This window comes from Mesorhizobium sp. HAY1-8B (assembly GCF_056868045.1).
Window position 1 is genome coordinate 816,510 of sequence record NZ_CP200321.1, and the last position, 24,353, is coordinate 840,862.

Sequence of the window (24,353 nt, forward strand, 5' to 3'; positions counted from 1 at the left end):
GACCATGTTGCCGTTGAGGATCCCCACCGGCGCCTGGCGCGCGCCGGGCGACAATGCCCAGGTCTTCGCCGCGCAGAGCTTCATGCATGAACTGTCGCTGGCTTCCGGCCGCGACCATGTCGAGTTCCTGATCGATGCGGTGAGCCGCGACGTGCCCGAACTGGTGGCCAAGGACAAGAGCGTCAACTTCAGCCCCAGGCGGGCGATCGACGTCATCAAGATGTGCGCCGACAAGGCAGGTTGGGGCAAGACGCTGCCGAAAGGCGGCGGCCTGGGCCTCGCCTGGTGTTATTCCCACGCCGGCCATGTCGCGCAGGCGGTCGAGCTGAGTGTCGACTCCGGCAAGCGGATCAGGATCGCGCGCATCGTGGTGGTGCTCGATGTCGGCCCCATCATCGACATGGCAGGCTCCGAAGCCCAGGCGCAGGGCGCGTCCACCGATGCGCTCTCGACCGCCATGGGCCTCAAGATCAACATCGAGAATGGCCGGATCGAGGAGCGGAACTACAATGCCTATCCGATCCTGCGCATGCCTTTCGCGCCGATGACGATCGATCCGTATTTCATCCAGTCGGACAATCGGCCGACCGGCATGGGCGAACCCGCCTTCCCGGCCCTGGCGCCAGCACTCGGCAACGCCATCTTCGCCGCCACCGGCGAGCGGGTACGCCGGCTGCCGTTGCGCGATCTGGGCTACTCGCTGGCGGCCTGATCCACGGCGCCGCTGGACCAGCCGGGGCTGAAATCGCTTGCGAGGCACTCAGAACGGAGGATCTCCGCTATAATACCTGGCAACTCGGGGGAGGAGGCTGATGGGGCTGCTGAGAGGACTTCGCATAAAACTGGGATTGAAGAAGGACCCGTTGCCGCCGCTGCCCGGCGTCGAGATCGGTCGCCATACCTACGGTCTCAGCAAGAGATCGTTCTTCGTTCCGCTCGAAAACGTGCCGGTGCGAATAGGATCGTTCTGTTCGATTGGCCCGGATGTTCTCTTTATCTGCGCGGCCGAGCACCGCGTCGACACCGCGACCACCTTTCCGATCCAGTTTGTCAAAGGAAAGATCCGCAATGCGCCCGGCACAGGGGGCAAGGGGCCGATCACGGTCGGCCACGATGTCTGGATTGGTGCTCGCTCGATCATTCTTGCCGGCGTCGCCATCGGCAATGGCGCGATCATCGGCGCCGGCAGCATCGTCACCCGCGACGTCCCGCCCTATGCCGTCGCGTTCGGCAACCCGGCCCGTGTCATCCGCTACCGGTTCCAGCCCGAAATCATCGAGCGCCTGCAGGCCCTGGAGTGGTGGAACTGGAGCGATGATCTGATCGGCGAACGCGTGGAGCTTTTGACGGCGACTGACGTCGACCGGTTCCTGAGCATGGTGGAGCCCGCGTAGCCACGCCGGCGCTCAGGCTCGCACAATCTCACTCGTGCCGATGCCCGAAATGCCGGGCGGCGACCTCGACATGCGTGTGGTTGGCATGCGGCTCGAAATGTTCGGTTTCGCTGACATCGTTCGCCGCCTCGTTCGGCCACCAGGTGCCGCCGATGACGATGCCTTCCGAGACCAGCCTCTGATCGGCGACCAGCGAAGCGCCGACCGCGTCGACGAAGGTGAAGCGGCCCGGCCGCTGGCGAAGGACAGTGACGTCGCCGACGGTGCCGACCGCCAACGTGCCGAGGTTCGGCCGTGCGATCGCCTGCGCCGGTCCTTGCGTCGCGGCCCGCAAGACCTCGACCAGCGGCATGCCGAGCGCCAGGAGCTTCGACATGCAGACCAGTATGTCGAAGGCCGGCCCGTCGACGCAGTAAAGGTGCACGTCGCTCGAAATGACATCGGGCGCCAGCCCCTCGGCGAGCATGGCGCGGGCGACCTCGAAGTCGAACGAACCCATGCCGTGGCCGAGATCGAAGATCACACCGCGCTCACGCGCCAGCCGCATGTCGGGCCGCACGGCGCCGGAGGCGAAGACCGGCGCGTTGGGGAACGGCCGGAAGCAATGGGTGAGGATATCGCCCCGCCGCAGGCGCGGCAGCACTTCCGAGCGGCCGGGCGGCGGCTCGTCTATATGCGCCATCAGGGGCAGGCCTGCCTTGTCGGCGGCCTCCAGGGCGAGATCGACAGGCGCGATGCCGCTGGTGCCGCCGGCATGCTTGCCGGAGCGGACTTTCACGCCGACGACCACGTCGGCGTGCTCGCGCGCGGCGGCAACCACCTCGCGCGGTTCGCAGAGCCTGAGATCGCTGCACTCGCCGACCGAGACCGTCTGCGAGAAACCGAAGATGCCGGCAAAGGAAATGTTGACATAGGCCAGGATGCGCACCCTGGAGCGCTCCATGACATGGCGGCGGAAGCCGAGGAAATTGCCGGCGCCCGCACTGCCGGCATCGATGAAGGTGGTGGTGCCGCTCTTGGCCGCCAGACGGTCGGCATCGACACCAAGCGAGGTGCCGCCCCAATAGACGTGGCTGTGCAGGTCGACGAGGCCGGGCGTGACGATGCAGCCGGTCGCGTCGACGACCTGCGCGGCGCGATCCGCCGGGATATCGGAGTCGATCGTGGCGACCCGGCCATTGGCGATGGCGAGATCGCGCTGGGTGTCGAGCCCGGACGCCGGATCGATCAGCCGGCCACCCTTCAGCAAGAGGTCGAATTGCATGGGGAGACCCTCCGCTTCGTGGCGTCTTTTATCAGACCGGCCGGTAGGCGACCGCCTCGACTTCTATCTTGATGTCGATCATCAGCCGCGATTCCACCGTGGTGCGCGCCGGCGGATTCTTCGGGAAGTGCCTGGCATAGACCGCGTTGAAGGCGCCGAAATCGCGCGCGTCTTCCAGCCACACGGTGGTCTTCACCACGTCGTCCAAGGTGCAGCCGGCCAATGCCAGCGCTGCCTTCACATTGGCAAGCACCTGCTCGGTCTGCTCTGTAATGCCGCCCTTGACCACGATGCCGTCGCTGCCGACCGGGACCTGGCCGGAGACATAGACGAAGTCGCCGGCACGCACGGCGGGCGACAGCGGCACATGGGATGTTCCAAAAGTCTGCTTGGGCAAGGGACGACCTCCTCTGATCACACGGGCAGGGCACCAGGCCCGCTTCGGCGCAGATTTACCGCGATCGGGCCGGTCCCGATAGGGCCCTTGTTGGAAAGCAACATTCTTCGAAATCCGTGTTGCTTTATTACAAGAGCGCTTGCATCGTGCGCGCTTGCCGGACGGCCTTCACGCCGGGACGGAAAGGTGCCTATGCGAGACCGGAGAAACCGAGAATGACTTTCGACAAGAACCCGTTCCCACCAGGCGACGCCGACCGCCATGCGCTGTGGGAAATGCTAGTGCGGCGCGACATCGACGCCTTCATCGGTCAGGACTGGTCCATGGTCGAGGATGATTTCGTCGCCGAGAGCTTCTTCGGCATGCATGCCCATTTCCTTGCCAACGCCGATGCCTGGCGGCTGCAGTTCCCGAGGCTGGAAATCTATCGCGACGAGTGGCTGCGCCAGGCCAGGGAGACGGCCGCGACCAAATTCGCCGAGCCGCTGCGCGAGGCGCTGTTTCGCGTCACCAATCTGCGTGACATCGATGTCGACGGCGACCGCGCCGTGCTGCACAAGAAATTCGATGGTTCCGTTGCCAAGGCGGATGGCACCGTCGACCGGCTGAAATGGCAGACGCTGTACTTCTGCCGGAAGGTCGGCGGGACCTGGAAGATCGCCGGCTTTGTCGGTTACATGCCTTATCCGCTGGGAGCCTAGACCCGGGGCGGATAGCCGAACTCTATCGCCCAACCAGCACAGCGGCGCGGTAGGCGGGATTACCGTACCAGGCCATCCGGTCGAGCTCCGCCGCAATGACCGGAAGGTCGACAACGTCCATCTTCTGTTCGAGCCGGTCAGGCTCGATCCATGGATCGTTGAGGAAGTAGGTGCCGTCGCCACGACCATGGACGAGCACCCAGTGCGGGCAGGTGTAGCCCATCATCGGCGCCTGATCGATCAGCACCAGCGCCAACAAGCCGCGATCGAGTGCCTGACCGATTTCCTCGATGGCAAAGGCGCGCGTCTCGACCGGCAATTTCGCGGCTTCGACGTCGCGTTTGAAACCGGCCTGCACGAAGCGCATCAGCCCGCGCCTCTCCTCCGAGGCGGCTCGGTCGAGGAAGATCGGCTCGGCGCTGCTCATGAACACCTCGACCCGCAACCCGCGCCGGTGTGCCGCCAGCGCCAGGCCATAGGGGTCGCAGCCGCCCGGGCCGCTCGGGCCGATGATGGTGGTGGCCTCGCGCCACAGCTCGACCTCCAGCGAACGATCCGGCAGCAAGGCCGGGTCGAGTCCAGCCATGGCCATGGCGAGCGCCGACGGTCCGCAGGTGAAGCCCGCCGTCTGCGGCCAGGACGGCGGTATCCGCTCCGGCCGGCGCGTCGGCCCGACGCCGATCCAGCGTTGCAGGAACCCGTCACGGCGCTCCCATTGGCCGCCGATGCGCGGCGCCGCATCCTCGTCGGTGCGCAGGCAGAGCACATCTTGCGCAAGCGCCTCCGTCTCCAGCGCCTCCAGCAGGCACGGGCCGTCGCCCGCGATGAAGCTGGCGGCGGACCAGGACATGGCAATGCGCATCATCGCCGCCGACGGCCGCCGCTGGCCGACCATGATCGCCTCCGGGCGGCCTTCCCTGTATCGCGCCACGCCGGTGACACCGGCAATCTCCCGCAAGCCGGCCAGACGATCGCCGATCGCCGCCGGCACCGCCGCCGTAAGGTTCGCCCAGACGGATGCGTCTTCGGCAGTAAAGACTGTCACGCCGGCCCTGCTGGTCGGCAGCGAAGCTGGCATGGGGTCATCTCCGTTTGAAAATCGCAGCGTCATGATTCTAGCGGCAGCAGGCCTTCCTGTCGCAGCTGTTCCGTCACCACCTCTGTCGCTTCGCGCAGGATGGCGACCAGCTCGTCGATCTCGGCCCTGGTGATGATGAGCGGCGGCGACATGATGACCATCGAGCTCATCGGCCGCACCATGAGCCCGCGCGGCATGGTCTCGCGGATGATGCGCTGGACGATCTGCCAGGCCTGCGGCGGCACGGTCTTGGCGCTCTTGTCGCTGACATATTCCACGCAGGCCATCAGGTGGCTGCCGCGCACGTCGCCGACGATCGGCGAGTCCATCAGCGGCTTCAGCGCGGCCTGGAAATAGGGGCCGACCTCGCGGACATGGGCGCAGATCTCCTCGCGCTCCATGATCTCCAGATTCTTCAGGCCGGCGGCGCAGGCGACCGGATGCGAGGAATAGGTGAAGCCGTTGGCGAAGATCCTGCCTTCGGTCGTTTCCGCGATCCGCCGGTAGAGGCGATCGGACACCATCACGGCGCCCAGCGGCACATAGCCCGACGTCAGCCCCTTGGCGCAGGTGATCATGTCGGGCACGATGCCATAGACAGGTTCCGAGGCAAAGATCGCGCCGTTGCGGCCGAAACCGGTGACGACCTCATCCGAGATGTAGAGCACGTCATGGCGCCGGCAGACCTCCAGCGTGCTGCTGTGATGCCCCACGGGCGGCACGACGCCGCCCGAGGCCAGGCTCGGCTCGGCGATGAAGCAGGCGACGTTCTCGGGGCCAAGCTCCACGATCCTGTCTTCGAGCTCCCGCACCTTCTGATCGAGGAAGGCCTCGGCCGACATGCCTTCCGGGCGCCGGTAGGGATTGGGTTGGTCGTTGGCGAGGTCCTGCGGCGGCATCGCACGGCTTCCTGTTTTCCTGGCAACCATTCCTGCGTTTCCGGTTGCGGCCGGCCGATAATCTCGTAGACTGATTGATCAGTCAATGATGATTGTGCCGGTGGACCATCGCATGAGGGGCAGCGCCAACACTCGGAAAGGGGCGATGGACCACCCACCACCTCCAGTGATCGCGTGCACGCACGGCCATCCACCAAGCATTGCTTAGCCGGCCGAAAACCGGATACGAAACCACTCCAGGGAGAACGGCGCCATTGAGCAAGCCCGACAAGAAAAGCCGCGATGCCGAAAAGGTCGCGCGCCGGCGGCAAAGCCTGACCCAGGCGGCGATCACCGTTATCGCGCGAAAAGGCCTGCCGGGCGTGACACTGGCCGATGTCGCGCGAGAGGCCGGCTGCGGCTACGGCCTGGTCTCGTTCCACTTCGAGACCAAGGACCGCCTGCTTCTGGCCGCGCTCGACGCCCTGGTCGAGGAATACCGCGCTGCCTGGCATGCGCGCAGCGACGCCCATGACGATGCCGCTGCCAAGCTCGAGGCGCTGATCGATCTCGACCTCGGTTCCGATGTCACCGATGACAGGCACATCGCGGTGTGGACGGCGTTCTGGGCCGAAACCTCGCGCAACGCCGACTACCGGGCGCGGTTCAGCGAACTCAACAGGGCCTATCTGGCGCGGCTCGAGCCATTGATATCGGCCCTCGCCCAAAAGGAGCCGCCAGCCGCGGACTATCGGCTGGTCGCCGGCGGGCTAAGCGCCATTTTCGACGGACTGTGGATCGAAAGCCAGATCGGCGACGGGCATGGCGAGGCGGACTGGGCCCGTGCCCGCGCCATCTGCCGGACTTATCTCCGCGCCTTCTTCCCGAAAAGTTTCGGTACCGAAACGAGCCAACGGCCATGACCCTGCGCAAGCTGCTGCCCTCGCCCAATGCGATCTTCATGTTCGAGGCAGCCGCGCGCCATCTCAACTTCACCAGCGCGGCGCGCGAGTTCAACGTCACCCAGTCGGCGATCAGCCGCATGATCGCGCGGCTGGAGAGCCATCTCGACGTCAAGCTGTTCGTACGCGCGCCGACCGGCATCGACCTGACCGACGACGGCCGCCTGCTCTATGGCGCCGTCGGCAGCGGCTTCCAGCAGATCGAGATCGCGCTCGACGATATCAGGGCGCGCCAGGGCGAGGCCGGCACGGTGACGCTGTCGCTGTCGTCCGCCTTCGCCATGCACTGGTTCATGCCGCGCTTCGACCGCTTCCAGGCCAGCTTTCCCGGCATCGACCTGCGTTTCCAGCTGGTGCGCGGCGAGCCGAGCGGCCCGATCGAGGATGTCGATCTCGCCATCCGCTACAACCAGCCGCCCAATGCCGAACAACAGAGCTGGGCGCTGATGGAAGAAGTCGTGCTGCCGGTCTGCAGCCCGGCCTACCTGGCCGAGCACGGCAGTCTCGACGACTGCAGCGATCTCAGCCGGCACACGCTCGCCCATCTCTCCGGCGCGCTGCGCATTCCCTGGCAGCACTACCTCGGGCAGTTTGGCTATCCACAGCCGGTGGGCAGCCGCAGCCTGACCTTCTCCGACTACACGCTGGTCGTCCAGTCGGCGATCAAGGGCCGTGGCATGGCGCTCGGCTGGTGGCATGTCGTGGCCCACGAACTGCTGCAGAAAGGCCTGGTCAAGGGCGGCAAACATGAGTTGCGTACCGGCGACCACTATTACCTGGTGGCAACGGCACGACGCCCGCTGCGCAAGCCGGCCGTGCTGGTGCGAGACTGGCTGCTCAATGAAATGGCCGTGCTGAAACGGGAAATTCTGGCCGGCTGAACCGTCGACGTCTGCACTTGCCCTTACCCCCATGACTGCAGGTCATCGCCTCGTGACTATTCGGAGCGTGCGCGATCGTTTCCCGGTTCTATAGTCGCCATCGGTCCGACAGCTCGCAAAATCAAAATCACAGCGACGGACCGAGGGCTTCGGGAACAAGCCATGGGAGCAGACATTTGGCTGGAACCATAGCCGCCCTTGGCGGCATGACGCAGGCAAGGCATCGTCTCGATCCGCTGTTGCGGCCGGCGTCGATCGCCTTCGTCGGCGCGTCCGTGCGCCCCAACACGCCGGGCAACACCATGATGCGCGCCGCGGCGATGGATGGCTATTCTGGCCGGCTCTACGCCATCAACCCGAAATACGACGTCGTGGAAGGCGTGCCGTGTTTTCCCGATCTGAGAAGCCTGCCGGAGACGGTCGACCATGTCGTGCTCGGCGTCGCCAATGACTATCTCGAGGACAATCTGCTGGCGGCCGCCCGCCATGGCGCCAGGGCGGTCACCATCTTCGCCAGCTGCGACCTGACCGGCGCGGCCAACGACCCGCTCGCCGGCCGGTTGACCGAAATAGCCCGCGAGGCCGGCATCGTCATTTGCGGCGGCAACGGCATGGGCTTCTGCAACCCCGGCATCGGCCTGCGCGTCTCCGGCTTCGCCTCCCGTCTCGCCATGAAGCCCGGCGGCGTGGCGCTGGTCACGCAATCGGGCTCGGCCTTCTCCGCGCTCGCCTACAACGACCAGCGGCTGAAATTCCAGCTCTGCGTTTCCAGCGGCCGCGAACTGACAACGACGACATCAGACTATGTCGACTGGGCGCTCGACCAGCCCGAAACGTCGGTCATCGGCCTGTTTCTCGAAACGGCGCGCCGGCCCGACGATTTTGCCCGCTGCCTGGAAAAGGCCGACCGGCTCGGCATTCCGGTTGTTGTCCTGAAGGTCGGGCGCACGGAACTGAGCGCCGGCTTCGCCGCCAGCCACAGCGGCGCGATTGCCGGCGACAATGCCGCCTACGAGGCCCTGTTCGACAGGTGGGGCGCCTTCAGCGTCGACACGCTGGACCAGCTGGCCGCCAATCTCGCTTTGTTTTCGGCCGGCCGGCCGGCCGCCAGCGGCGGCCTTGCCAGCCTGCACGATTCCGGCGGTGAACGCGAAATGGTCGCCGACCTCGCGGCGAAGGCCGGCGTGCCGTTCGCCGCCATCTCGGAGCGGACGAAGGAGGAGTTGCGGCTGCATCTCGACAGCGGCCTGCAGCCGGCGAACCCGCTCGATGTCTGGGGCTCGGGCCTCGACTTCGAGACGCATGTCGAGGCCTGCATGGACGCCATGCTCGCCGACCCCGACACCGCCATCGGCGTGCTGTTCCAGGACATACGCGACGGCTCCTACGTCGCCGAAGGCTTTACCCGCGCCGTGATCCGTTCCCACGCCAAGACCGGCAAGCCGGTTGCCGTGGTCAGCAACTACGCCACGGTGAACCACCGCGCACTCGCCTTGTCGACCACGGAGGCCGGCGTGCCGGTCATCGACGGCACCGATGAAGGCCTGCAGGCCATCCGCAATCTGCTGGCGTTTCGCGACCGGCGCGCCGCGACCCACACCTATCCCGATGCCGTGGCGAGCGAGGTCCGCGAACGCTGGCGCCGGCGCCTTGGCCAGGAGAAGCCGTTCGGCGAAAGCGAAGCGCTGGCGCTGCTGGCCGACTATGGCATCGCCACGCCGCGCTCGATCGCCGCCGCCACGCCGGATGACGTTGTCGCCGCCGCGCGAAGGATCGGCTTTCCCATCGCCCTGAAGACCGCCGTCCCCGGCATCCTGCACAAATCCGATGTCGGCGGCGTCCGCCTCGGCCTGGCCGATGAACCGGCGCTGGCAGTCGCCTATGCCGACATGGCGGCTCGGCTCGGCCCGCAGGTGCTGGTTGCCGAAATGGCCCCCAAAGGCGTCGAGATCGCATTCGGCCTGATCCGCGACCAACAGTTCGGACCCTATCTGGTCATTGCCTCCGGCGGCCTCTGGATCGAAGTGCTCAGGGACCGCGCGGTCGCCTTGCCGCCGCTCAGCCTCGAGCAGGCGCAAGCCCTGGTCGTCAGGCTGAAGACAAGCCCGCTGCTCGACGGCGGGCGCGGCCGGCCGGCGGCCGACAGGGCAGCACTCCATGCCGCCCTTGCCCGTTTCTCGATGCTCGCCGCTGATCTCGGCGACCTCATCGACGAGATGGACGTCAACCCGCTCTTGGTTTCCGACCATGGCTGCATGGCCGTCGACGCGCTCTTGCTCGGCCGCAACGCCGGGCGCCCGACAAGATGAATTGCTTTTAGAGGACTGCCATGAATTTCGATCTCAGCCCGCGCGAAAAGGAACTGTCGAAGAAGGGGCGCGACTTCTGCGACCAGGTGCTTCTGCCGCTGGAAGCAATCACCGACGAGCATGGCGAATTGCCGATGGAGCGCCGCTCGACTGTCCGGCAGCAGGTGCGCGACTGGGGACTGGCCGGCATCAACCACTCGAAGGAAAATGGCGGCCTCGGCCTGACCATGGTCCAGCAGACGGCGATCGAGGAACAGCTCGGCCGCGTCACCAATGGCCTGTGGAGCTGTGTCTGGCGCCCGCCGGTGAGCCTGAAATTCGGCACCGAGGCGCAGAAGCAGGATTATCTGATCCCGTCCTCGCACGGCCATCGCCGCGGCGCCTTCGCCATCACCGAACCGGAGGCCGGCTCCGACCCGCGCCGGGTCAAGACCAGCGCGGTTTTGAAAAATGGCCAGTGGCACCTGACCGGCGAGAAATGGTTCGTCACCTCCTACAACGCATCCGATTTCGTCATCGTGCATGCCCATGTCGACGACGATCCCGACAAGCCGACCTTGTTCCTGGTCGACAAGCCGGTGAACAACATGGTGCATCTGCGCTCGCCGAAATTCATGCACAATTTCGCCTTCGACCATGCCGAATTGCGCTTCGAGGGCACCACGGTCGGCGAGGACAAGATGCTCGGCAAGATCGGCCAGGGGCTCGAACTGACCAAGGACTGGTTCGTAGAGGCGCGCCTGCAGATCGCCTCGCATGCGGTGGGCGCCGCGACCCGCGCCGCCGAGATCGCCAATGACTACGCCACCTCTCGCCACCAGTTCGACCGGCCTATCCGCGATTTCCAGGGCGTGGAATTCATGCTGGCCGACATGGCGGTCGAGATCTTCGCCGCCAAGTCGATGCTGTACCGCGTCGCCTGGGAGATCGACCAGGGTCTCGACCGCAAGCGCGTGCACGCCCATGCCAGCGCGCTGAAGCTCTACTGCTCGGAAGCCGCCGGCCGCGTCATCGACAAGGCGCTGCAGGTGCTGGGCGGTCGCGGCTACATGCGCGAAAACCCGGTCGAGCGGCTCTACCGCGACATCCGCGTCGACCGCATCTGGGAAGGCACGTCGGAGATCCAGCGCGTGGTCGTCGCCGGCCAGATCCGCAAGCGCGGCATCGGCGTCTTCAGCGAGGTGGCCTGGGCGTGACGGTAACAGGCACCCTGCCGGAGATGAAGGGGCGAACCGTGATGTCACGGCGGCATGTCGAGACCGCATGCCTGCTCGGCCCGGCGCTGATCGTGCTGGCGCTGCTGTTCGTGGTGCCGCTGGCGCGGCTTTTCTCGCTGGCCTTCACCGACCCGGCCGGACCGTTCGCGACTTTCGGCGTGCTGGCCGAAAGCGCGGTCTACCGCCAGGTGATGTGGAACACTTTTGTCGTCGCAATCATGGTGACGGCACTTTGCGTGCTGCTCGCCTGGCCGGTCGCCTATGTGCTGTCGCGCCTGGAGGGTGTTTGGTTCGGCATCGCGCTCTACGGCGTGCTGTTTCCCTTCTGGATCTCGGTCCTGGTGCGCACCTTCTCCTGGATGCTGCTTCTGGAGCGCAACGGGCCGATCAACCGCCTGTTGATGGCGAGCGGCATCACCGATGCGCCGCTGGCACTGCTGTTCAACAATGTCGGCGTGCTGGTCGGCATGATCCACATCCTCTTGCCCTACATGATCCTGCCGCTCTACGGCGCCATGGTCCGCATCGACCGCCGCCTGCTGCTGGCAAGCGATGGGCTCGGCGCCAGCCTCGCCGACACCTTCCGGCGCATCTATCTGCCGCTCTGCTTGCCCGGCCTTGCCGGCGGCGCGACCTTCGTCTTCCTGCTGTCGCTCGGCTTCTTCATTACGCCTGCCCTGCTTGGCGGCTCGAACGCCATCACGCTGTCGATGCTGATCGCCAGCTTTGTCAACGACCGCCTTGCCTGGTCGCTCGCCGCCGCCGGCTCGCTGGCACTGCTCGCCATCGTGCTGGTGCTGATGGCGTTGACCGCCCGGCTGCTGCCGATCGAGAGGGGGCTGTTCGCACGATGAACAGGTTGCCGCTCCTGCTCCGCGTATCAGCCAACGCCGGCGCCAGCCTGGTGCTCGCCTTCCTCGTGCTGCCGATCCTTGCCGTGGTGCCGGCCTCCTTCAACAAGGCGAGTTTCATCTATCTGCCGCCGCACGCATGGTCCGGCATCTGGTATGAGCGCTTCCTCGCCGATCCGGAATGGCGCACATCGCTTCTCAACAGCGTCGAGGTCGCCACGCTGGCCACGATCATCGCGGTCGTGCTCGGCACGCTCGCGGCAATCGGCCTGCGCCGCATCGACGGCCGCCTGCGCACGCTCGTCACCGGCCTGTTCCTGGCGCCGATGATCGTGCCGGTCATCGTCACGGCGGTGGCGCTCTACCGCAGCGCGCTCGATGTCGGCCTGAGCGGCACCATCCTGGGCATGAGCCTCGGCCATGCCATACTGGCGCTGCCTTTCGTCGTCATCAATGTCGGCATCGCCTTGCGCGCCGTCGACGACAACTGGCTGCGTGCCGCCGCCGGCCTTGGCGCCGGCCCATGGCGGATCTTCCGAACCGTCACATTGCCCAACATCACGCCAGGCATCGTCGGTGGCGCCATCTTCTCCTTCATCACCTCCTTCGACGAAGTGATCATCGCCGTGTTCATGGCCGGCTATGCCTCGAAAACGCTGCCGGTGAAGATCTGGGAATCGATCCGGCTCGAATTCACGCCGGTCATCGCTGTCGCCGCGACGGTGATGATCGCGCTGGCCATCGTCCTGTTCGCGCTGGCGCAAATTTTCAGCCGCAAATCCGGGAGCCCGAGCCGATGACCGCGATCCATTCGGGACAGTCGCTGCGCCTGGCCGGCGTGTCGAAGACCTATGGCAGCTTTCGGGCGCTGGAGCCGACCGACCTCGATGTGGCATCCGGCGAATTCCTGACGCTGCTCGGACCCTCCGGCTCGGGCAAGACGACGCTGCTCAACCTCACCGCCGGCTATATCGAGCCGACGGCGGGCGAGATCCACATCGGCGAGCGCGACGTCACCCGCATGCCCGCCCGCCACCGCAACATCGGCATGGTGTTCCAGAACTATGCGCTGTTTCCGCATATGAGTGTGGGCGAGAATGTCGGCTATGGCCTGAGTGTGCGCCGGCTGCCCGAGCCCGACATCACCAGGCGGGTCACCGACATACTGGCGCTGATGCGGCTCGACGGCTTTGCCGACCGGCCCGTCCAGCAACTCTCGGGCGGCCAGCAGCAGCGCGTGGCGCTGGCCCGCGCGCTGGTCATCGAGCCCGACGTCCTTTTGATGGACGAGCCGCTTGGCGCGCTCGACAAGCAGCTGCGCCGCTCAGTGCAGCTCGAACTGCGCCGGCTGCACCAGAGGCTCGGCCGCACCACGATCTATGTCACCCACGACCAGGAAGAGGCGCTGGTGCTCTCCGACCGCATCGCGGTGATGGACGGCGGCCGGATCCAGCAATTGGGCACGGTGGACGACCTCTACGACCGTCCCGTCAACGCCTTCGTCGCCGGCTTCATCGGCGAATCCAACCTGCTGCCGGTGCGCGTGCTCTCGTCATCGGACGGCAAGGCCTCGGTCGATGTCGAGGCGTTCCGCAAGACCCTCGCCGTCGATGCGGCGCCGGGAACGGCGCCGGGCGAGCCGGCGCGGCTGCTGATCCGGCCCGAGCATGTCGAGCTTGGCCGCGGAGGCGAAGGCGTTGCCGCCGAGATCGTCGAGGTGATCTATCTCGGCGAATTGACCCAGCTCACCTTGCGGCTGGAGAGCGGCCAGACGCTCGCCGCCCGGCAGATCACCGACCGGACATTGCAGGCCGGCTCCAGGGTCCATGTCTCGTGGAAGCCTGGCCATGTCCGCGCGGTTCCTCATTTCCCATCCAAACCCACCAAAACGGAGAAAGCTGATGCATAGGCGTACTTTCCTTCTGACGGCAGCGGGCGGCCTGCTGGCCGGCGCGACGGGTCTTCCCCGGCTGGCCAGGGCGGCCGGCCGGCCCTTCACCTTCACATCCTGGGGCGGCGCCCTGTCGAATGCCGAAAAGTCGGCGTTCATCGATCCCTTCGGCCAGCTCAAGGGCATCGAGGTGATCAACACCTCGCCAACCGAAACAGCCAAGATCAAGGCCATGGTCGAGGCCAAGGCGGTCGAGTGGGATCTTGTCGACCTAGGCGGCCGCACCGTGTGGCAAGGCGGTCATGAAGGTTTTCTCGAGCCGATCGACGTCTCGAAGGTCCCCAACGCCGCGGCACTCGATAAGGGATGGGTCGCCCCCAACGGCATCGCCACCTCGACCGGCGCCACGATCATCGGCTGGTCGAAGACGGCGTTTCCCGATGCCGGCCCGCAATCCTGGGCCGACTTCTGGGACGTGAAGCGCTTCCCCGGGCCGCGCGGCCTCTACCGCTACTTCTATTACAACTACGAAGCCGCCCTGCTCGCCGCAGGCGTAAAACCCTCGGAAGTGTTTCCCTACACGACCGAGAAGGCCGACATGGCGATGGCGAAGATCAAGGAACTGAAGCCCCACGTCACGGTCTGGTGGGGCAGCGGCGCACAGCCGCCGCAGCTGCTTTCGTCGGGAGAATTGGCTATGTCCTCGGCCTGGAGCGGCCGCATGTTGGCGGCTGAGGCCGAAGGCGCGCCCGTCGGCTTCACCTACAAGGACGGCATCGCCTGGGCCAACTGGTGGGCCATCCCCAAGGGATCGCCCAATGTCGAACTGGCGCATGAGGCGATCGATTTCGCGCTCGCAGAAGCCCAGCAGGCGAAGCTGCTCGCGCTCAGGACCTATGGCCCGGTGCTGAGCAGCGCGACATCGGGCGCCGATGCCGACACGAAGAAGATCCTCGTCATGGCTCCCGACAACATCAAGGACATGCTGATCCTCAACGAGGGCGAAGCCGACAAATATTCGGTCGCCTATGAGGAAAAGTGGAACCAGCTGATGCTGCAGTGAACCGCGCCGACCGGCGTGGCTGATCCGAAACTCGCCACGCCGGAGCATCGGCCCAAGGACCGCGCCCACGGTTGAAGCGGCGCATCGCGCGACCTCGCCGGAGAAGACATGCCTGTTGACGCACCCCAAGCCTTGCCGGCCAGCCTGTGGGCGGCGACGGCCACCCCCGCCCCGCTCTATGCCGGGGCGAAAGGCGATGCCGTGGCCGATGTCGCCATTGTCGGCGCCGGCTATACGGGCTTGAGCGCCGCCCTTCATTTGTCGCAGGCCGGCAGGAAGGTGATCGTGGTGGAGGCCAGCGAACCTGGCTGGGGCGCTTCCGGGCGCAATGGCGGGCAGATCATCGCCGGGCTGAAGCACGATCCTGACACGCTCGAAGCCAAGTTCGGCCGGAAGTTGGGCAGCGCCATCACCAGGACCTTTGGCGCCGGCGGCGATCTGGTCTTCGATCTCATCGAGAAGTACCGCATCGACTGCCACGCCGAGCGCAGCGGCTGGATCCAGGGCGCGCATGGACCCAAGCCTTTTTCGGACATCGTGACGCCCCGCTTCCGGCAATGGCGCGACAGGGGCGTCGAGGCGCGCCTGCTCGACCGCCAGCAAATGGCCGATCTCACCGGCTCGGCGCCCGAGGCCTATCATGGCGGCTGGTTCGACCCGCGCGGCGGCGTGCTGCAGCCGCTGAGCTACGCGCGCGGCCTGGCCGCCGCCGCCATCTCGCAGGGCGCCACGGTGCTTGCGCGTTCGCCGGCGCTTGGCCTCAGGCGCGATGGCGACCAGTGGGTGATCGATCTCGGACAGGCCTCGATCCGCGCGCGACAGGTCATGCTGGCCACCAACGCCTACACCGGGAACCTGTGGCCAGGTCTGCGCCAGACCGTCATCCCGGTGACCAGCTTCCAGATCGCCACGCAGCCGCTGGCGCCGGCGCTGCGCCGCACCATCCTGCCGGGCGGCCAGGGCGTCGCCGACACCAGGCGGCTCCTGCTCTATTTCCGCCTCGACCACGAAGGCCGGCTGGTGATGGGGGGCCGCTCCCCGGTCGACGACAACCCGACCATGGACGATGCGGCGCCCCTGAAGGCCGCCCTCGCCCGCATCTTCCCGCAGGCGGCCGGCGCGCCGGTCGAATTCGTCTGGAGCGGCAAGGTCGCGATCACCAAGGACACGATGCCGCATATCCACATGCTGGCGCCTGGCCTGTTCACCGCACTTGGCTGCAACGGACGCGGTGTTGCCGCCTGCACGACGACAGGCAGGCTGCTTGCCGATCTTGCTCTGGGCACCGCGCCGGCCGACCTGCCATTCCCGGTCACCGCACCCGACCGCTATGCGCTGCATGCCTTGCGCAAGGTCGGCGTCTTCGCCTTCAGCCAGTATTACAAGTTGCTCGACAGCCGAAGCGCCGCGTGACCGGAAGATTAGCCGGTTAATGGCGGGTCAGTAGAGGGTGACGAAGGCCGGGAACAGCATGCCCGTCTCCCGGAAATGCTCGATCAGCTCGATGGCCGGAAAGATGGCCAGGAAATAGAGCCCGTCATAGAAGGTGCGCTTGAGCGCGCGCGTCGAGAACTGCAGCTCGTCAATGTCGCGGTAGAGCAGTGGGTTCGGCCAGAACCTGGGCGTCGCCTTGATATAGGTCGCATAGGCCGGGCCGAATTTGCCCAGGAGATATTCGGCTTCCTTGCGCGCCGTGACGCGGAAGATGAGAAAGCTGGCAAGGCCAAGGATTGCCGCCGCCACCAGCGAGCCATAGAGCAAACCGATGCCGACCGCGCCGACCGTCGAAAAAAAATAGAGCGGGTTCTGGCTCATGGAAAACGGGCCGGTAGAAACCAGCTCCTCGTTCTTCTTGCCGCCGACATAGAGAATGCTCCAGAGCCGGCCGGCGACGCAGACCAGCACCAGGCAGAGGCCGAAGAATTCGAGGGCTTCGTGGCTTTCCGAGCCCTCGGTGAGCGCCGGCTTGGTGAGAAACAGGAGCAGCACCGCCAGCGCCGCCGCCACCCGCACGAAGATCAGCCGTTTGCGTTGGACGAACGCCTTCGAAACCGGCTTGAGGGAAGCATAGGCCATTCGGGTTTTCCTGGCACGGATTTCAGGTTCGGGCACTGGGGCACGCCGTTGATGGCGGATACAAGGCGCTGGCTTCTATCAGCGCAGCGCGCGAGGTTCGTAAAGACCTTTTGCACGGCCCATGTCCATTCTTACGAATTTGTAAGCCGCCGGACAGGCTGGAGTGAAGTCGCTTCCCTATCGTTCGAATGCCAGCCCGCCATTTTAGGGCCGGCTTCAGTCTAAGGCAGCCGGACCATTGGCATCGGACAGGGAAAGGTTTCATGAGAGAATTTGCACCTGCGGTCGCATTGGGCCTCGTCGCCGCATCCGGTCCGGTTTCCCTTGTTTTCGCGGCCACCGCGCCTTGCGAGGAAACGCTGAAGGCATTGCGCGCGGCGCAGGCAGCGGCCAAGCTCAACGACGCGGACAAGAACAAGGTCTCGGAACTGGAGACCAAGGGCATCGAACGCTGCAACGCGGATGACGGCAAGCGCGCCGACGACTTCTTCGCCCAGGCCATGAAGGTCATGGGCAAGTAATCCATGCCGTCCAAAGCACCCTCTGGCATCATCCGAGGGTTTTGCGGGCGATTGAGAAAGACATGCGTCACAGGGGCGGATCGCATGAATCCCTCGCGATGCGCTTTCATCCCGCCACGACCATCAACCTCAGGACTTCAGCCATGCTCCCCAGCAACAATCAGCCCGCCGGGCCGGGCCAGAACAGGGTCCCGGACGTCACCCTCGATTTCTGGCTGATCAAGCTGATGGCGGTGACCATGGGCGAGACGGCGGCCGACTATCTGGCCGTCAACCTCGGGCTCGGGCTGACCGCTACATCGCTGATCATGACCGGCGTTCTGGTCGTTGCCCTTGTCCTGCAGTTCGCGCAGAAACGCTACGTGCCCTGGGCTTACTGGCTGGCGGTGGTGCTGATCAGCGTCGTCGGCACGCTGATCACCGACAACCTCGTCGACAATTTCGGCGTGCGCCTGCAGACCACCACGATTGCCTTCAGCGTGGTGCTCGCGGCGACGTTCGCGGTCTGGTACGCCAGCGAGCGGACGCTCTCGATCCACACCATCTTCACGACCAGGCGCGAGATATTCTACTGGCTGGCGATCCTCTTCACCTTCTCGCTCGGCACCGCCGCCGGCGACCTGGTCGCGGAAAGCTTCGACATGGGCTATCTGACCACGGGCCTGCTGTTCGGCGGCGTGATCGCACTCATCGCACTTGCCTACTATCTCCTCCATCTGGACGCTATCCTGGCCTTCTGGCTTGCCTATATCCTGACGCGGCCGCTTGGCGCGTCCTTTGGCGACTTGCTGTCGCAGCCGGCCGAATATGGCGGTCTTGGTTTCGGCACCACCTTTACCAGCGTGATCTTCCTCGGCTGCATCGTCGCCCTGGTTCTCTACATGACATTGAAGAGAACCGCCGACGATGCCGACGAGATCCTCCTGGAATCGGATTGAGCCTTCGGCATGCGCTGCGTGGCTTGCCATTCCTCGACCGTCCTAGGAACGGACCCATCCCGGTGATAGCCTGTCCCCGATATCGGCAATCACCCGGATAGGCCAATGCGACTTCTTCTTGTCGAGGACGACCACAGGACGGCGGACTACATCGTCAGGGGACTGACCGAGGCCGGCCATGTCTGCGACCTGGTGCGCGATGGCCATGACGCGCTTTTCGCGGCGACCAGCGGCGCCTATGACGTGATCATAGCCGATCGTATGATCCCGGGTCTCGACGGCCTGTCGATGGTCAAGGCGGTCCGCGCCGCCGGCGTGCGCACGCCGGCCATCTTTCTCACCTCCGTCGGCGGCGTTGACGACCGCGTCGAGGGGCTGGAAGCCGGCGGCGACGACTATCTGGTCAAGCCCTTCGCCTTTTCGGAGCTTCTCGCCCGCATAAACGCACTTGCCCGCCGGCCGGCGGCGTTGGAGCAGAAGACCGTTCTGCGGGTCGGCGACCTCGAAATGGACCTCATCATGCGCCGCGTTGTCAGGCAGGGCCAGCCGATCGACCTGCAGCCACGCGAGTTCAGCCTGCTGGAGGTTCTGATGCGCGGCGAAGGCCGCGTGATCACCCGCACCATGCTTCTGGAGCGCGTCTGGGACTTTCATTTCGATCCCAAGACCAGTGTCGTGGAGACCCATATCAGCCGGCTGCGGGCCAAGATCGACAAGCCGTTCGAAACCCAGCTCATCCACACTGTCCGCAACACCGGTTACAGCCTGCACGCACCGCTTGCGTCATGACCGGAACATGGGCCCGCCTGCTGCGCAGCACGCCGTTCCGGCTCGCCTTGACGTTTGCTTTCCTGTTCATGCTGGCCTTCGTGCTGGCGGGCGCCATCGTCTACCAGATGATGAGCGCCGATCTTGCCGAGCAGCTCGATGACACCATCAAGGAAACCTACTCCGTCGTCGCCGCGACCTATGCCGACAATGACCTCAAGGAGCTGGTGGAGACCGTCCAAAGCCACTCCACGCGCAGCCCGAGGAAGGAACAGCTTTTTTCGCTGACCGACGCGGCCGGCAACCGTCTGGCCGGCAACTTCACCGCGGCGGGGCTTCCAGACGGCTTTTCGATGTTCGGGGCCGAAATGCCCGGCCTGCCTCCCGATACCGAATACCGCGCCTATTCCGGCTCGGTCGGCGGCAACAATCTGACCATCGCCTTCAGCCTGTCCGAGACGGAGGAACTGGAGACGATCATGCTGATGAGCTTCGGCTGGGCAACCCTGATCATCACCGGGCTGGCGATCACCGGTGGCGCCTTGCTCGCCTCGCGCGTCCAACGCCGTCTCGACGGCATTGCCGCCACCATGGTCGACGTCTCGCATGGCCGGCTCGACACCCGCATCCCGCTGACCGGCAATGGCGACGACATCGACATGGTTTCCGGCCAGGTCAATGCGGCGCTCGACCGGCTGTCGGGCCTGGTCGACGGCATGAAACAGGTCAGCACCAACATCGCGCACGATTTGAAGACGCCGCTCAACCGCCTGCAAATGATCCTGGAAGGCGCCGCCGACAAGGCCGCGCGGGATCAGGACGTCTCCGACGATCTCGCCGATGCGCGCGCGGAAGGCTATCAGATCAACGAGACCTTCGATGCGCTGTTGCGGATCGCCCAGATCGAAGCCGGCGCGCGCAAGGCCCGCTTTACCGATGTCGACCTCGACGAGATCCTGCGGACCATGGCCGAGATCTATACCGACGTTGCCGAGGACGACGGAAAGGTGCTGTCGTTCTCGCAGTTGAACGGAAGCGGGGACCGTATCCATGGCGACAGGGAACTGTTGACGCAGATGTTCGCCAATCTGGTCGAGAATGCGCTGCGCCATTGCCCGCCCGGCACGACCATCAGATTGTCGGTGGCGCGCCAGGGTGAGCGTGTCCTCGCCAGCGTCGCCGACAACGGACCCGGCATTCCTCCGGACGAACGCGAAAGGGTGTTTCAGCGGCTATACCGGTTGGACCACAGCCGCTCGACCCCCGGCAGCGGCCTTGGCCTCAGTCTTGTCAGGGCCATCGCCGATCTGCACGGGGCATCCATCGCCCTTGACGATTGCCGGCCCGGCCTCGCCGTGGTGGTGGGATTTCGGCTGGCATCTGCTTAGCCGGCGAATGGTTGTCCGCCCGTGTCGCTCCCATAGAGGTCGAGACGCTGAAGGCCGGCGAGAAGGTGATCGTCACCTATTCGACAAAATCAGGCGGATCGCTGGTGTCGAGCATCCAGCCCGCCAAGTAGGAAGCGGCGGCCGGGTCGCTCGCGGCCCAGCCTCCCGTATCCCAGACAAGATCACCATATCCAGACCAGGTAGGACCGCTCGTCGACGCCCGTCGGGTGCCCGGACATGACGAGCAGAAGGCAGGCCATGGCCAGCAACGCCACGGGCATGGCGACACGGATCCAGTTGCCTGAGGAATGGCCGCGGCCCTGCATGACGAAACTCCTAACGCGACGGGCTTGCTGGCCGGGGATCCAGGCTGCGGCAGCGGGTCATGGCGCGACTATGTCCGATGGAGAATACGGACGTCTTGCCGGATTTTTACAAATCGGTAAGGGCACGACGCTCAGCGGTCGATGCGCGTCGACAGAATGATCGAAGATGAGGTCCGCTCGACGCCGTCCATGGCGCCGATCCGGTCGAGCAGCGCGTCGAGGTCGCGGATCGACGGGGCGTCGACAATGACGATCATGTCGAAATTGCCGCTGACGGAATGCAGCGTCCTGACCGGCGGCAGCGCCTGCAGGGCCCGCACCACTCTGTCGGCAAGCTTCGGCGTGACGGTGAGCAGCACATGTGCCTTGACAAGCCCTTGCTCGTAGTCCGCCGAGAGCCTGACGCCGTAGCCTGCAATGATGCCGCGCTGCTCCAGGCGCTCGATCCGGCTCTGTACCGTCGTGCGCGACACACCGAGCTGCCGCGCCAGTTCGGCCGTCGATGCGCGCGCGTTGGCGCGCAGCAGGGAAAGCAGGGCCTGTTCGGCTTCACTGAGCATTTCGACGAATTCCTTCGGCAAATTGCCTAATATTAGGGTTCAGTCTGCCAGATTCCACACTTCCTTTCGACAGGCAAGCTGCGATGATTCCGCCAAATCGAATTTGGCAGGGGTATTTGACCATGAATAACATCGTTATCGTCGGCGCCGGCAAGATCGGCTCGACCATTGCCGGGATGCTCGCCGCGACGGGCGACTACCACGTTATCCTTGTCGACCGCTCCGAGGCGCAGCTCGCCGCGGCCGAAGTGCCGGCCGGCGTCGAGACGCTCGAACTCGACATCGCGGCGGTCGGCGCGCTGGAAGCGGCGCTCGCCGGCAAGTTCGCGGTGCTCAGCGCCGCCCCCTTCCATCTCACCACGCGCATCGCCGAGGCCGCGGCCAGCGCCGGCGTGCACTATCTCGACCTCACCGAGGACGTCGTCTCGACGCGCCGCGTCAAGGAACTGGCGCGTTCTGGCAAGAGCGCCTTCATTCCGCAATGCGGGCTGGCGCCGGGCTTCATCTCGATCGTCGCCAATGATCTCGCCAGCCGCTTCGACACGCTCGAAAGCGTGCGCATGCGCGTCGGCGCCTTGCCGCAATATCCGTCCAACGCGCTGAACTACAATCTCACCTGGAGCACCGACGGCGTCATCAACGAATATTGCGAGCCCTGCGAGGCGATCGTCGAGGGCGAGCTAATCGAAGTGCCGCCGCTGGAGGAGCGCGAGGAATTCTCGCTCGACGGCGTCACCTACGAGGCGTTCAACACGTCGGGCGGGCTGGGCACGCTGGCTGAGACGCTGAAGGGCAAGGTACGCACGCTGAACTACCGCACCATCCGCTATCCCGGCCATGCCGCGATCATGAAGGCGCTGCTCAACGATCTCGGCCTGCGCCACCGCCGCGACGTGCTGAAGGACATCTTCGAAAGTGCTTTGCCGGCGACGCTGCAGGACGTGGTCATCGTCTTCGTCACCGTCTCCGGGCGCCGCAACGGCCGCCTGCTGCAGGAGACCTACGCCAACAAGATCTATTCGCAGCGCGTCGGCAACCAGCTGCGCAGCGCCATCCAGATCACCACGGCGTCCGGCATCTGTGCCGTGCTCGACATGCTGGCCGACGGCAGCCTGCCGGCAACCGGTTTCGTCAAGCAGGAAGACATCCCGCTGGATGCATTTCTGGCCAACCGCTTTGGGCGCGCGTATGCGCAGCACGAGATGGTGAGCCGGCTGGCGAGCTGAGCTTTTTACCCTCCCCCTTGTGGGAAGAGTCTGCACGCAATCGGAGCGAAGCGGAAATTGCGAGACGGGGTGGGGGTGAGCGTCGACGGTCGGCGAGGCCCCCGCTCCGCTTCGCGGATCGACCCTCCCCACAAGGGGAGGGTAACCGCTCAAATATGCAGCGCGTGGCCCAGCGCCTTCAGCGCCGCTTCCTGGAAGCTCTCACCTTGCGTCGGATGGGCATGTATCGTGCCGGCGATATCTTCCAGCCGCGCGCCCATTTCCAGCGCCAGCCCGAAAGCCGCCGACAGTTCCGACACGCCCTGCCCGACCGCCTGGATGCCGAGCACCAGATGGTTGTCCGCGCGCGCGACGACGCGGACGAAACCATCTTCGCCCATCTTCGTCATCGCCCGTCCGTTGGCGGCGAACGGGAACAGGCCGATCTTGACCTCGCCCTGAGCCTTGGCCTCTTCGGGCGAGAGGCCGGCCGTCACCAGCTCCGGATCGGTGAAGCAGACGGCGGGGATTGCCCGCTTGTCCCAGCTGCGCTTGTGGCCGGCGACGATCTCGGCCACCATTTCGCCTTGCGCCATCGCCCGGTGCGCCAGCATCGGCTCTCCGGTCACGTCGCCGATGGCGAAGATGCCGCGCATCGAGGTGCGGCACTGGTCGTCGATCTTGATGAATTTGCCGGCCATGTCGAGGTCGATCTGCTCGAGGCCCCAACCTTCCGTCACCGGCTTGCGTCCCACCGTGACCAGGATCTTGTCCGCGGCGACCTTGGCACTCTTGCCATCCGCTGTTTCGACCAGCAGGGCATCGCCCTTCGTGGACAGGCCCTTGGCCTTTGCGCCTGTCATCACCTCGATCCCGAGTGTGGCGAGCCGCTTGACGACAGGTCGGGTGAGTTCGGCGTCATACTGCGCCAGCACGCGCGGCAAGGCCTCGACCACCGTAACCTTGGCGCCCATTTTAGCGAAGGCCATGCCGAGCTCCAGCCCGATATATCCACCACCCACCACCGCGAGTTTCCTGGGGACCTCGCTCAGAGCCAGCGCGTCCGTCGACGATATGACAGGCCCGCCAAAGGGAAGAGAAGGCAGCTCGACCGGCGCCGAACCGGTGGCGATGACGATGGTTTCGGCGCGGATCATCTGGCTTCCGATCTCGGTCTCGACCTCGACGGTCTTGCCGTCGCGGAACGTCGCCCAGCCCTGCACGGTCTTTACACCAGCCCTCTTGAGCAGGCCGGCAACGCCGCTGTTGAGCCGGCTGACAATGCCGTCCTTCCAGGCGACGGTCCTGGCAAGGTCGAGCGCGGGCGCGGTGACTGAAATGCCGAGCGGGCTCTTGCCGCCAGCCATGTGCGACACTTTCTCGAATTCCTCCGCCGCATGGATCAGCGCCTTCGACGGAATGCAGCCGACATTGAGGCAGGTGCCGCCCGGTTTTCCGGCCTCGACGATGACCGTATCGACGCCGAGCTGGCCGGCACGGATGGCTGAGATATAGCCGCCCGGACCGGCGCCGATGACGAGCAGCTTGCAGGAGATTTCTTTCATGGGATCACCTCGATCGGTCGCCTTGCCTTCGTGCCGTATCGCTTACGTCTAGGATTGGCCGAGGCACTCGCGCCTTCGTCATCCCGGGGCAGAGCAAGGAACGTAGCGACGCGTGTAGAG

At 65.4% G+C, this 24,353-nt stretch carries 25 protein-coding genes; 17 read left to right on the forward strand and 8 right to left on the reverse strand.

Annotation, left to right across the window (positions count from 1 at the left end):
- Positions 1 to 4: 4 nt before the first annotated feature.
- Together AC1VON_RS04100 and AC1VON_RS04105 are read left to right on the forward strand one after the other, a co-directional pair.
- On the forward strand, positions 5 to 712 hold the full coding sequence (locus tag AC1VON_RS04100) for a molybdopterin cofactor-binding domain-containing protein (RefSeq protein ID WP_483120517.1): 708 nt from the start codon (positions 5 to 7) through the stop codon (positions 710 to 712).
- Positions 713 to 812: 100 nt separating this feature from the next.
- Positions 813 to 1,394: a CatB-related O-acetyltransferase gene (locus AC1VON_RS04105; RefSeq protein ID WP_483120519.1), complete on the forward strand. Its 582-nt coding sequence runs from the start codon at positions 813 to 815 to the stop codon at positions 1,392 to 1,394.
- A 28-nt stretch (positions 1,395 to 1,422) separates the two neighbouring features.
- On the opposite strand, the gene AC1VON_RS04110 is transcribed toward AC1VON_RS04105, so the two are convergent.
- Positions 1,423 to 2,658 (reverse strand): amidohydrolase/deacetylase family metallohydrolase, encoded by a 1,236-nt coding sequence (locus tag AC1VON_RS04110; protein ID WP_483120520.1) that lies wholly within the window; start codon positions 2,656 to 2,658, stop codon positions 1,423 to 1,425.
- Positions 2,659 to 2,689: 31 nt separating this feature from the next.
- The gene (locus AC1VON_RS04115) at positions 2,690 to 3,055 is read right to left on the reverse strand and encodes a RidA family protein (RefSeq protein ID WP_027047560.1); all 366 of its coding nucleotides are present in this window, start codon (positions 3,053 to 3,055) and stop codon (positions 2,690 to 2,692) included.
- Between the two features lie 215 nt (positions 3,056 to 3,270).
- On the opposite strand from AC1VON_RS04115, the gene AC1VON_RS04120 reads away from it, so the two are divergent.
- Positions 3,271 to 3,756: a hypothetical protein gene (locus AC1VON_RS04120; RefSeq protein ID WP_172347815.1), complete on the forward strand. Its 486-nt coding sequence runs from the start codon at positions 3,271 to 3,273 to the stop codon at positions 3,754 to 3,756.
- 22 nt (positions 3,757 to 3,778) lie between these two features.
- On the opposite strand, the gene AC1VON_RS04125 is transcribed toward AC1VON_RS04120, so the two are convergent.
- Entirely contained in the window at positions 3,779 to 4,834 is a 1,056-nt protein-coding gene (locus tag AC1VON_RS04125) for a peptidase C39 family protein (protein WP_483120523.1), read from the reverse strand.
- A 29-nt stretch (positions 4,835 to 4,863) separates the two neighbouring features.
- Complete coding sequence (locus tag AC1VON_RS04130) at positions 4,864 to 5,763, reverse strand: aminotransferase class III-fold pyridoxal phosphate-dependent enzyme (protein ID WP_483120525.1); 900 nt, start codon at positions 5,761 to 5,763, stop codon at positions 4,864 to 4,866.
- A 224-nt stretch (positions 5,764 to 5,987) separates the two neighbouring features.
- Here AC1VON_RS04130 and AC1VON_RS04135 point away from each other — a divergent pair, with 224 nt between their 5' ends.
- The 9 genes from AC1VON_RS04135 to AC1VON_RS04175 all read left to right on the forward strand — a co-directional run bounded on the left by AC1VON_RS04135 (position 5,988) and on the right by AC1VON_RS04175 (position 16,299).
- On the forward strand, positions 5,988 to 6,635 hold the full coding sequence (locus AC1VON_RS04135) for a TetR/AcrR family transcriptional regulator (RefSeq protein ID WP_172347812.1): 648 nt from the start codon (positions 5,988 to 5,990) through the stop codon (positions 6,633 to 6,635).
- The gene (locus AC1VON_RS04140; protein ID WP_172347811.1) at positions 6,632 to 7,555 is read left to right on the forward strand and encodes a LysR substrate-binding domain-containing protein; all 924 of its coding nucleotides are present in this window, start codon (positions 6,632 to 6,634) and stop codon (positions 7,553 to 7,555) included. Before AC1VON_RS04135 ends, AC1VON_RS04140 begins: the two co-directional genes overlap by 4 nt.
- Before the next feature lie 176 nt (positions 7,556 to 7,731).
- Positions 7,732 to 9,864, forward strand: coding sequence for an acetate--CoA ligase family protein (locus AC1VON_RS04145; RefSeq protein WP_483120528.1), 2,133 nt, complete (start codon positions 7,732 to 7,734; stop codon positions 9,862 to 9,864).
- A 20-nt stretch (positions 9,865 to 9,884) separates the two neighbouring features.
- The gene (locus tag AC1VON_RS04150; RefSeq protein WP_483120530.1) at positions 9,885 to 11,060 is read left to right on the forward strand and encodes an acyl-CoA dehydrogenase family protein; all 1,176 of its coding nucleotides are present in this window, start codon (positions 9,885 to 9,887) and stop codon (positions 11,058 to 11,060) included.
- A complete protein-coding gene (locus tag AC1VON_RS04155; RefSeq protein ID WP_483120532.1) occupies positions 11,057 to 11,935 on the forward strand; it encodes an ABC transporter permease in 879 nt (292 codons plus the stop codon). The genes AC1VON_RS04150 and AC1VON_RS04155 overlap by 4 nt, the downstream gene beginning before the upstream one ends.
- Positions 11,932 to 12,732, forward strand: a complete 801-nt coding sequence (locus AC1VON_RS04160) for an ABC transporter permease (RefSeq protein ID WP_483120534.1) — start codon at positions 11,932 to 11,934, stop codon at positions 12,730 to 12,732. The genes AC1VON_RS04155 and AC1VON_RS04160 overlap by 4 nt, the downstream gene beginning before the upstream one ends.
- Positions 12,729 to 13,841, forward strand: coding sequence for an ABC transporter ATP-binding protein (locus tag AC1VON_RS04165; RefSeq protein ID WP_483120536.1), 1,113 nt, complete (start codon positions 12,729 to 12,731; stop codon positions 13,839 to 13,841). The genes AC1VON_RS04160 and AC1VON_RS04165 overlap by 4 nt, the downstream gene beginning before the upstream one ends.
- Positions 13,834 to 14,886 (forward strand): ABC transporter substrate-binding protein, encoded by a 1,053-nt coding sequence (locus AC1VON_RS04170; RefSeq protein ID WP_483120538.1) that lies wholly within the window; start codon positions 13,834 to 13,836, stop codon positions 14,884 to 14,886. The genes AC1VON_RS04165 and AC1VON_RS04170 overlap by 8 nt, the downstream gene beginning before the upstream one ends.
- 108 nt (positions 14,887 to 14,994) lie before the next feature.
- On the forward strand, positions 14,995 to 16,299 hold the full coding sequence (locus AC1VON_RS04175) for an NAD(P)/FAD-dependent oxidoreductase (protein WP_483120540.1): 1,305 nt from the start codon (positions 14,995 to 14,997) through the stop codon (positions 16,297 to 16,299).
- 27 nt (positions 16,300 to 16,326) lie between these two features.
- Here the strand turns inward: AC1VON_RS04175 and AC1VON_RS04180 are convergent, their stop codons facing one another.
- A complete protein-coding gene (locus AC1VON_RS04180) occupies positions 16,327 to 16,962 on the reverse strand; it encodes a methyltransferase family protein (protein ID WP_172347804.1) in 636 nt (211 codons plus the stop codon).
- 263 nt (positions 16,963 to 17,225) lie between these two features.
- On the opposite strand from AC1VON_RS04180, the gene AC1VON_RS04185 reads away from it, so the two are divergent.
- The 4 genes from AC1VON_RS04185 (at position 17,226) to AC1VON_RS04200 (ending at position 20,577) form a co-directional block, all read left to right on the forward strand.
- Positions 17,226 to 17,483: a hypothetical protein gene (locus tag AC1VON_RS04185; protein WP_483120543.1), complete on the forward strand. Its 258-nt coding sequence runs from the start codon at positions 17,226 to 17,228 to the stop codon at positions 17,481 to 17,483.
- Between the two features lie 143 nt (positions 17,484 to 17,626).
- The gene (locus AC1VON_RS04190) at positions 17,627 to 18,421 is read left to right on the forward strand and encodes a COG4705 family protein (RefSeq protein ID WP_483120544.1); all 795 of its coding nucleotides are present in this window, start codon (positions 17,627 to 17,629) and stop codon (positions 18,419 to 18,421) included.
- A gap of 105 nt (positions 18,422 to 18,526) precedes the next feature.
- Positions 18,527 to 19,210 (forward strand): winged helix-turn-helix domain-containing protein, encoded by a 684-nt coding sequence (locus tag AC1VON_RS04195; protein WP_172347801.1) that lies wholly within the window; start codon positions 18,527 to 18,529, stop codon positions 19,208 to 19,210.
- Positions 19,207 to 20,577 carry a sensor histidine kinase gene (locus tag AC1VON_RS04200; RefSeq protein ID WP_483120546.1) on the forward strand — a complete coding sequence of 457 codons (1,371 nt, stop codon included), beginning with the start codon at positions 19,207 to 19,209 and terminating at the stop codon, positions 20,575 to 20,577. The genes AC1VON_RS04195 and AC1VON_RS04200 overlap by 4 nt, the downstream gene beginning before the upstream one ends.
- Before the next feature lie 182 nt (positions 20,578 to 20,759).
- Here AC1VON_RS04200 and AC1VON_RS04205 read toward each other — a convergent pair whose 3' ends face one another.
- Together AC1VON_RS04205 and AC1VON_RS04210 are read right to left on the reverse strand one after the other, a co-directional pair.
- Positions 20,760 to 20,903, reverse strand: coding sequence for a hypothetical protein (locus AC1VON_RS04205; protein ID WP_172347798.1), 144 nt, complete (start codon positions 20,901 to 20,903; stop codon positions 20,760 to 20,762).
- Positions 20,904 to 21,034: 131 nt separating this feature from the next.
- Positions 21,035 to 21,463 carry an Lrp/AsnC family transcriptional regulator gene (locus tag AC1VON_RS04210; protein WP_172347797.1) on the reverse strand — a complete coding sequence of 143 codons (429 nt, stop codon included), beginning with the start codon at positions 21,461 to 21,463 and terminating at the stop codon, positions 21,035 to 21,037.
- Positions 21,464 to 21,585: 122 nt separating this feature from the next.
- Here AC1VON_RS04210 and AC1VON_RS04215 point away from each other — a divergent pair, with 122 nt between their 5' ends.
- On the forward strand, positions 21,586 to 22,689 hold the full coding sequence (locus tag AC1VON_RS04215; RefSeq protein WP_483120549.1) for a saccharopine dehydrogenase family protein: 1,104 nt from the start codon (positions 21,586 to 21,588) through the stop codon (positions 22,687 to 22,689).
- 149 nt (positions 22,690 to 22,838) lie between these two features.
- On the opposite strand, the gene lpdA is transcribed toward AC1VON_RS04215, so the two are convergent.
- Positions 22,839 to 24,233 (reverse strand): dihydrolipoyl dehydrogenase, encoded by a 1,395-nt coding sequence (gene lpdA, locus AC1VON_RS04220; protein ID WP_483120551.1) that lies wholly within the window; start codon positions 24,231 to 24,233, stop codon positions 22,839 to 22,841.
- Between the last annotated feature and the right edge of the window lie 120 nt (positions 24,234 to 24,353).

What these genes read in the sequence shown, in the direction of transcription:
- AC1VON_RS04160 (WP_483120534.1), top strand. Translation starts at nt 11,932, where the DNA reads ATGAACAGGTTGCCGCTCCTGCTCCGCGTATCAGCCAACGCCGGCGCC.
- AC1VON_RS04150 (WP_483120530.1), top strand. Translation starts at nt 9,885, where the DNA reads ATGAATTTCGATCTCAGCCCGCGCGAAAAGGAACTGTCGAAGAAGGGG.
- AC1VON_RS04195 (WP_172347801.1), top strand. Translation starts at nt 18,527, where the DNA reads ATGCGACTTCTTCTTGTCGAGGACGACCACAGGACGGCGGACTACATC.
- lpdA (WP_483120551.1), bottom strand. Translation starts at nt 24,233, where the DNA reads ATGAAAGAAATCTCCTGCAAGCTGCTCGTCATCGGCGCCGGTCCGGGC.
- AC1VON_RS04205 (WP_172347798.1), bottom strand. Translation starts at nt 20,903, where the DNA reads ATGCAGGGCCGCGGCCATTCCTCAGGCAACTGGATCCGTGTCGCCATG.
- AC1VON_RS04110 (WP_483120520.1), bottom strand. Translation starts at nt 2,658, where the DNA reads ATGCAATTCGACCTCTTGCTGAAGGGTGGCCGGCTGATCGATCCGGCG.
- AC1VON_RS04105 (WP_483120519.1), top strand. Translation starts at nt 813, where the DNA reads ATGGGGCTGCTGAGAGGACTTCGCATAAAACTGGGATTGAAGAAGGAC.
- AC1VON_RS04125 (WP_483120523.1), bottom strand. Translation starts at nt 4,834, where the DNA reads ATGCCAGCTTCGCTGCCGACCAGCAGGGCCGGCGTGACAGTCTTTACT.
- AC1VON_RS04210 (WP_172347797.1), bottom strand. Translation starts at nt 21,463, where the DNA reads ATGCTCAGTGAAGCCGAACAGGCCCTGCTTTCCCTGCTGCGCGCCAAC.
- AC1VON_RS04180 (WP_172347804.1), bottom strand. Translation starts at nt 16,962, where the DNA reads ATGGCCTATGCTTCCCTCAAGCCGGTTTCGAAGGCGTTCGTCCAACGC.
- AC1VON_RS04140 (WP_172347811.1), top strand. Translation starts at nt 6,632, where the DNA reads ATGACCCTGCGCAAGCTGCTGCCCTCGCCCAATGCGATCTTCATGTTC.
- AC1VON_RS04130 (WP_483120525.1), bottom strand. Translation starts at nt 5,763, where the DNA reads ATGGTTGCCAGGAAAACAGGAAGCCGTGCGATGCCGCCGCAGGACCTC.
- AC1VON_RS04215 (WP_483120549.1), top strand. Translation starts at nt 21,586, where the DNA reads ATGAATAACATCGTTATCGTCGGCGCCGGCAAGATCGGCTCGACCATT.
- AC1VON_RS04190 (WP_483120544.1), top strand. Translation starts at nt 17,627, where the DNA reads ATGCTCCCCAGCAACAATCAGCCCGCCGGGCCGGGCCAGAACAGGGTC.
- AC1VON_RS04120 (WP_172347815.1), top strand. Translation starts at nt 3,271, where the DNA reads ATGACTTTCGACAAGAACCCGTTCCCACCAGGCGACGCCGACCGCCAT.
- AC1VON_RS04100 (WP_483120517.1), top strand. Translation starts at nt 5, where the DNA reads ATGTTGCCGTTGAGGATCCCCACCGGCGCCTGGCGCGCGCCGGGCGAC.
- AC1VON_RS04200 (WP_483120546.1), top strand. Translation starts at nt 19,207, where the DNA reads ATGACCGGAACATGGGCCCGCCTGCTGCGCAGCACGCCGTTCCGGCTC.
- AC1VON_RS04185 (WP_483120543.1), top strand. Translation starts at nt 17,226, where the DNA reads ATGAGAGAATTTGCACCTGCGGTCGCATTGGGCCTCGTCGCCGCATCC.
- AC1VON_RS04170 (WP_483120538.1), top strand. Translation starts at nt 13,834, where the DNA reads ATGCATAGGCGTACTTTCCTTCTGACGGCAGCGGGCGGCCTGCTGGCC.
- AC1VON_RS04165 (WP_483120536.1), top strand. Translation starts at nt 12,729, where the DNA reads ATGACCGCGATCCATTCGGGACAGTCGCTGCGCCTGGCCGGCGTGTCG.
- AC1VON_RS04175 (WP_483120540.1), top strand. Translation starts at nt 14,995, where the DNA reads ATGCCTGTTGACGCACCCCAAGCCTTGCCGGCCAGCCTGTGGGCGGCG.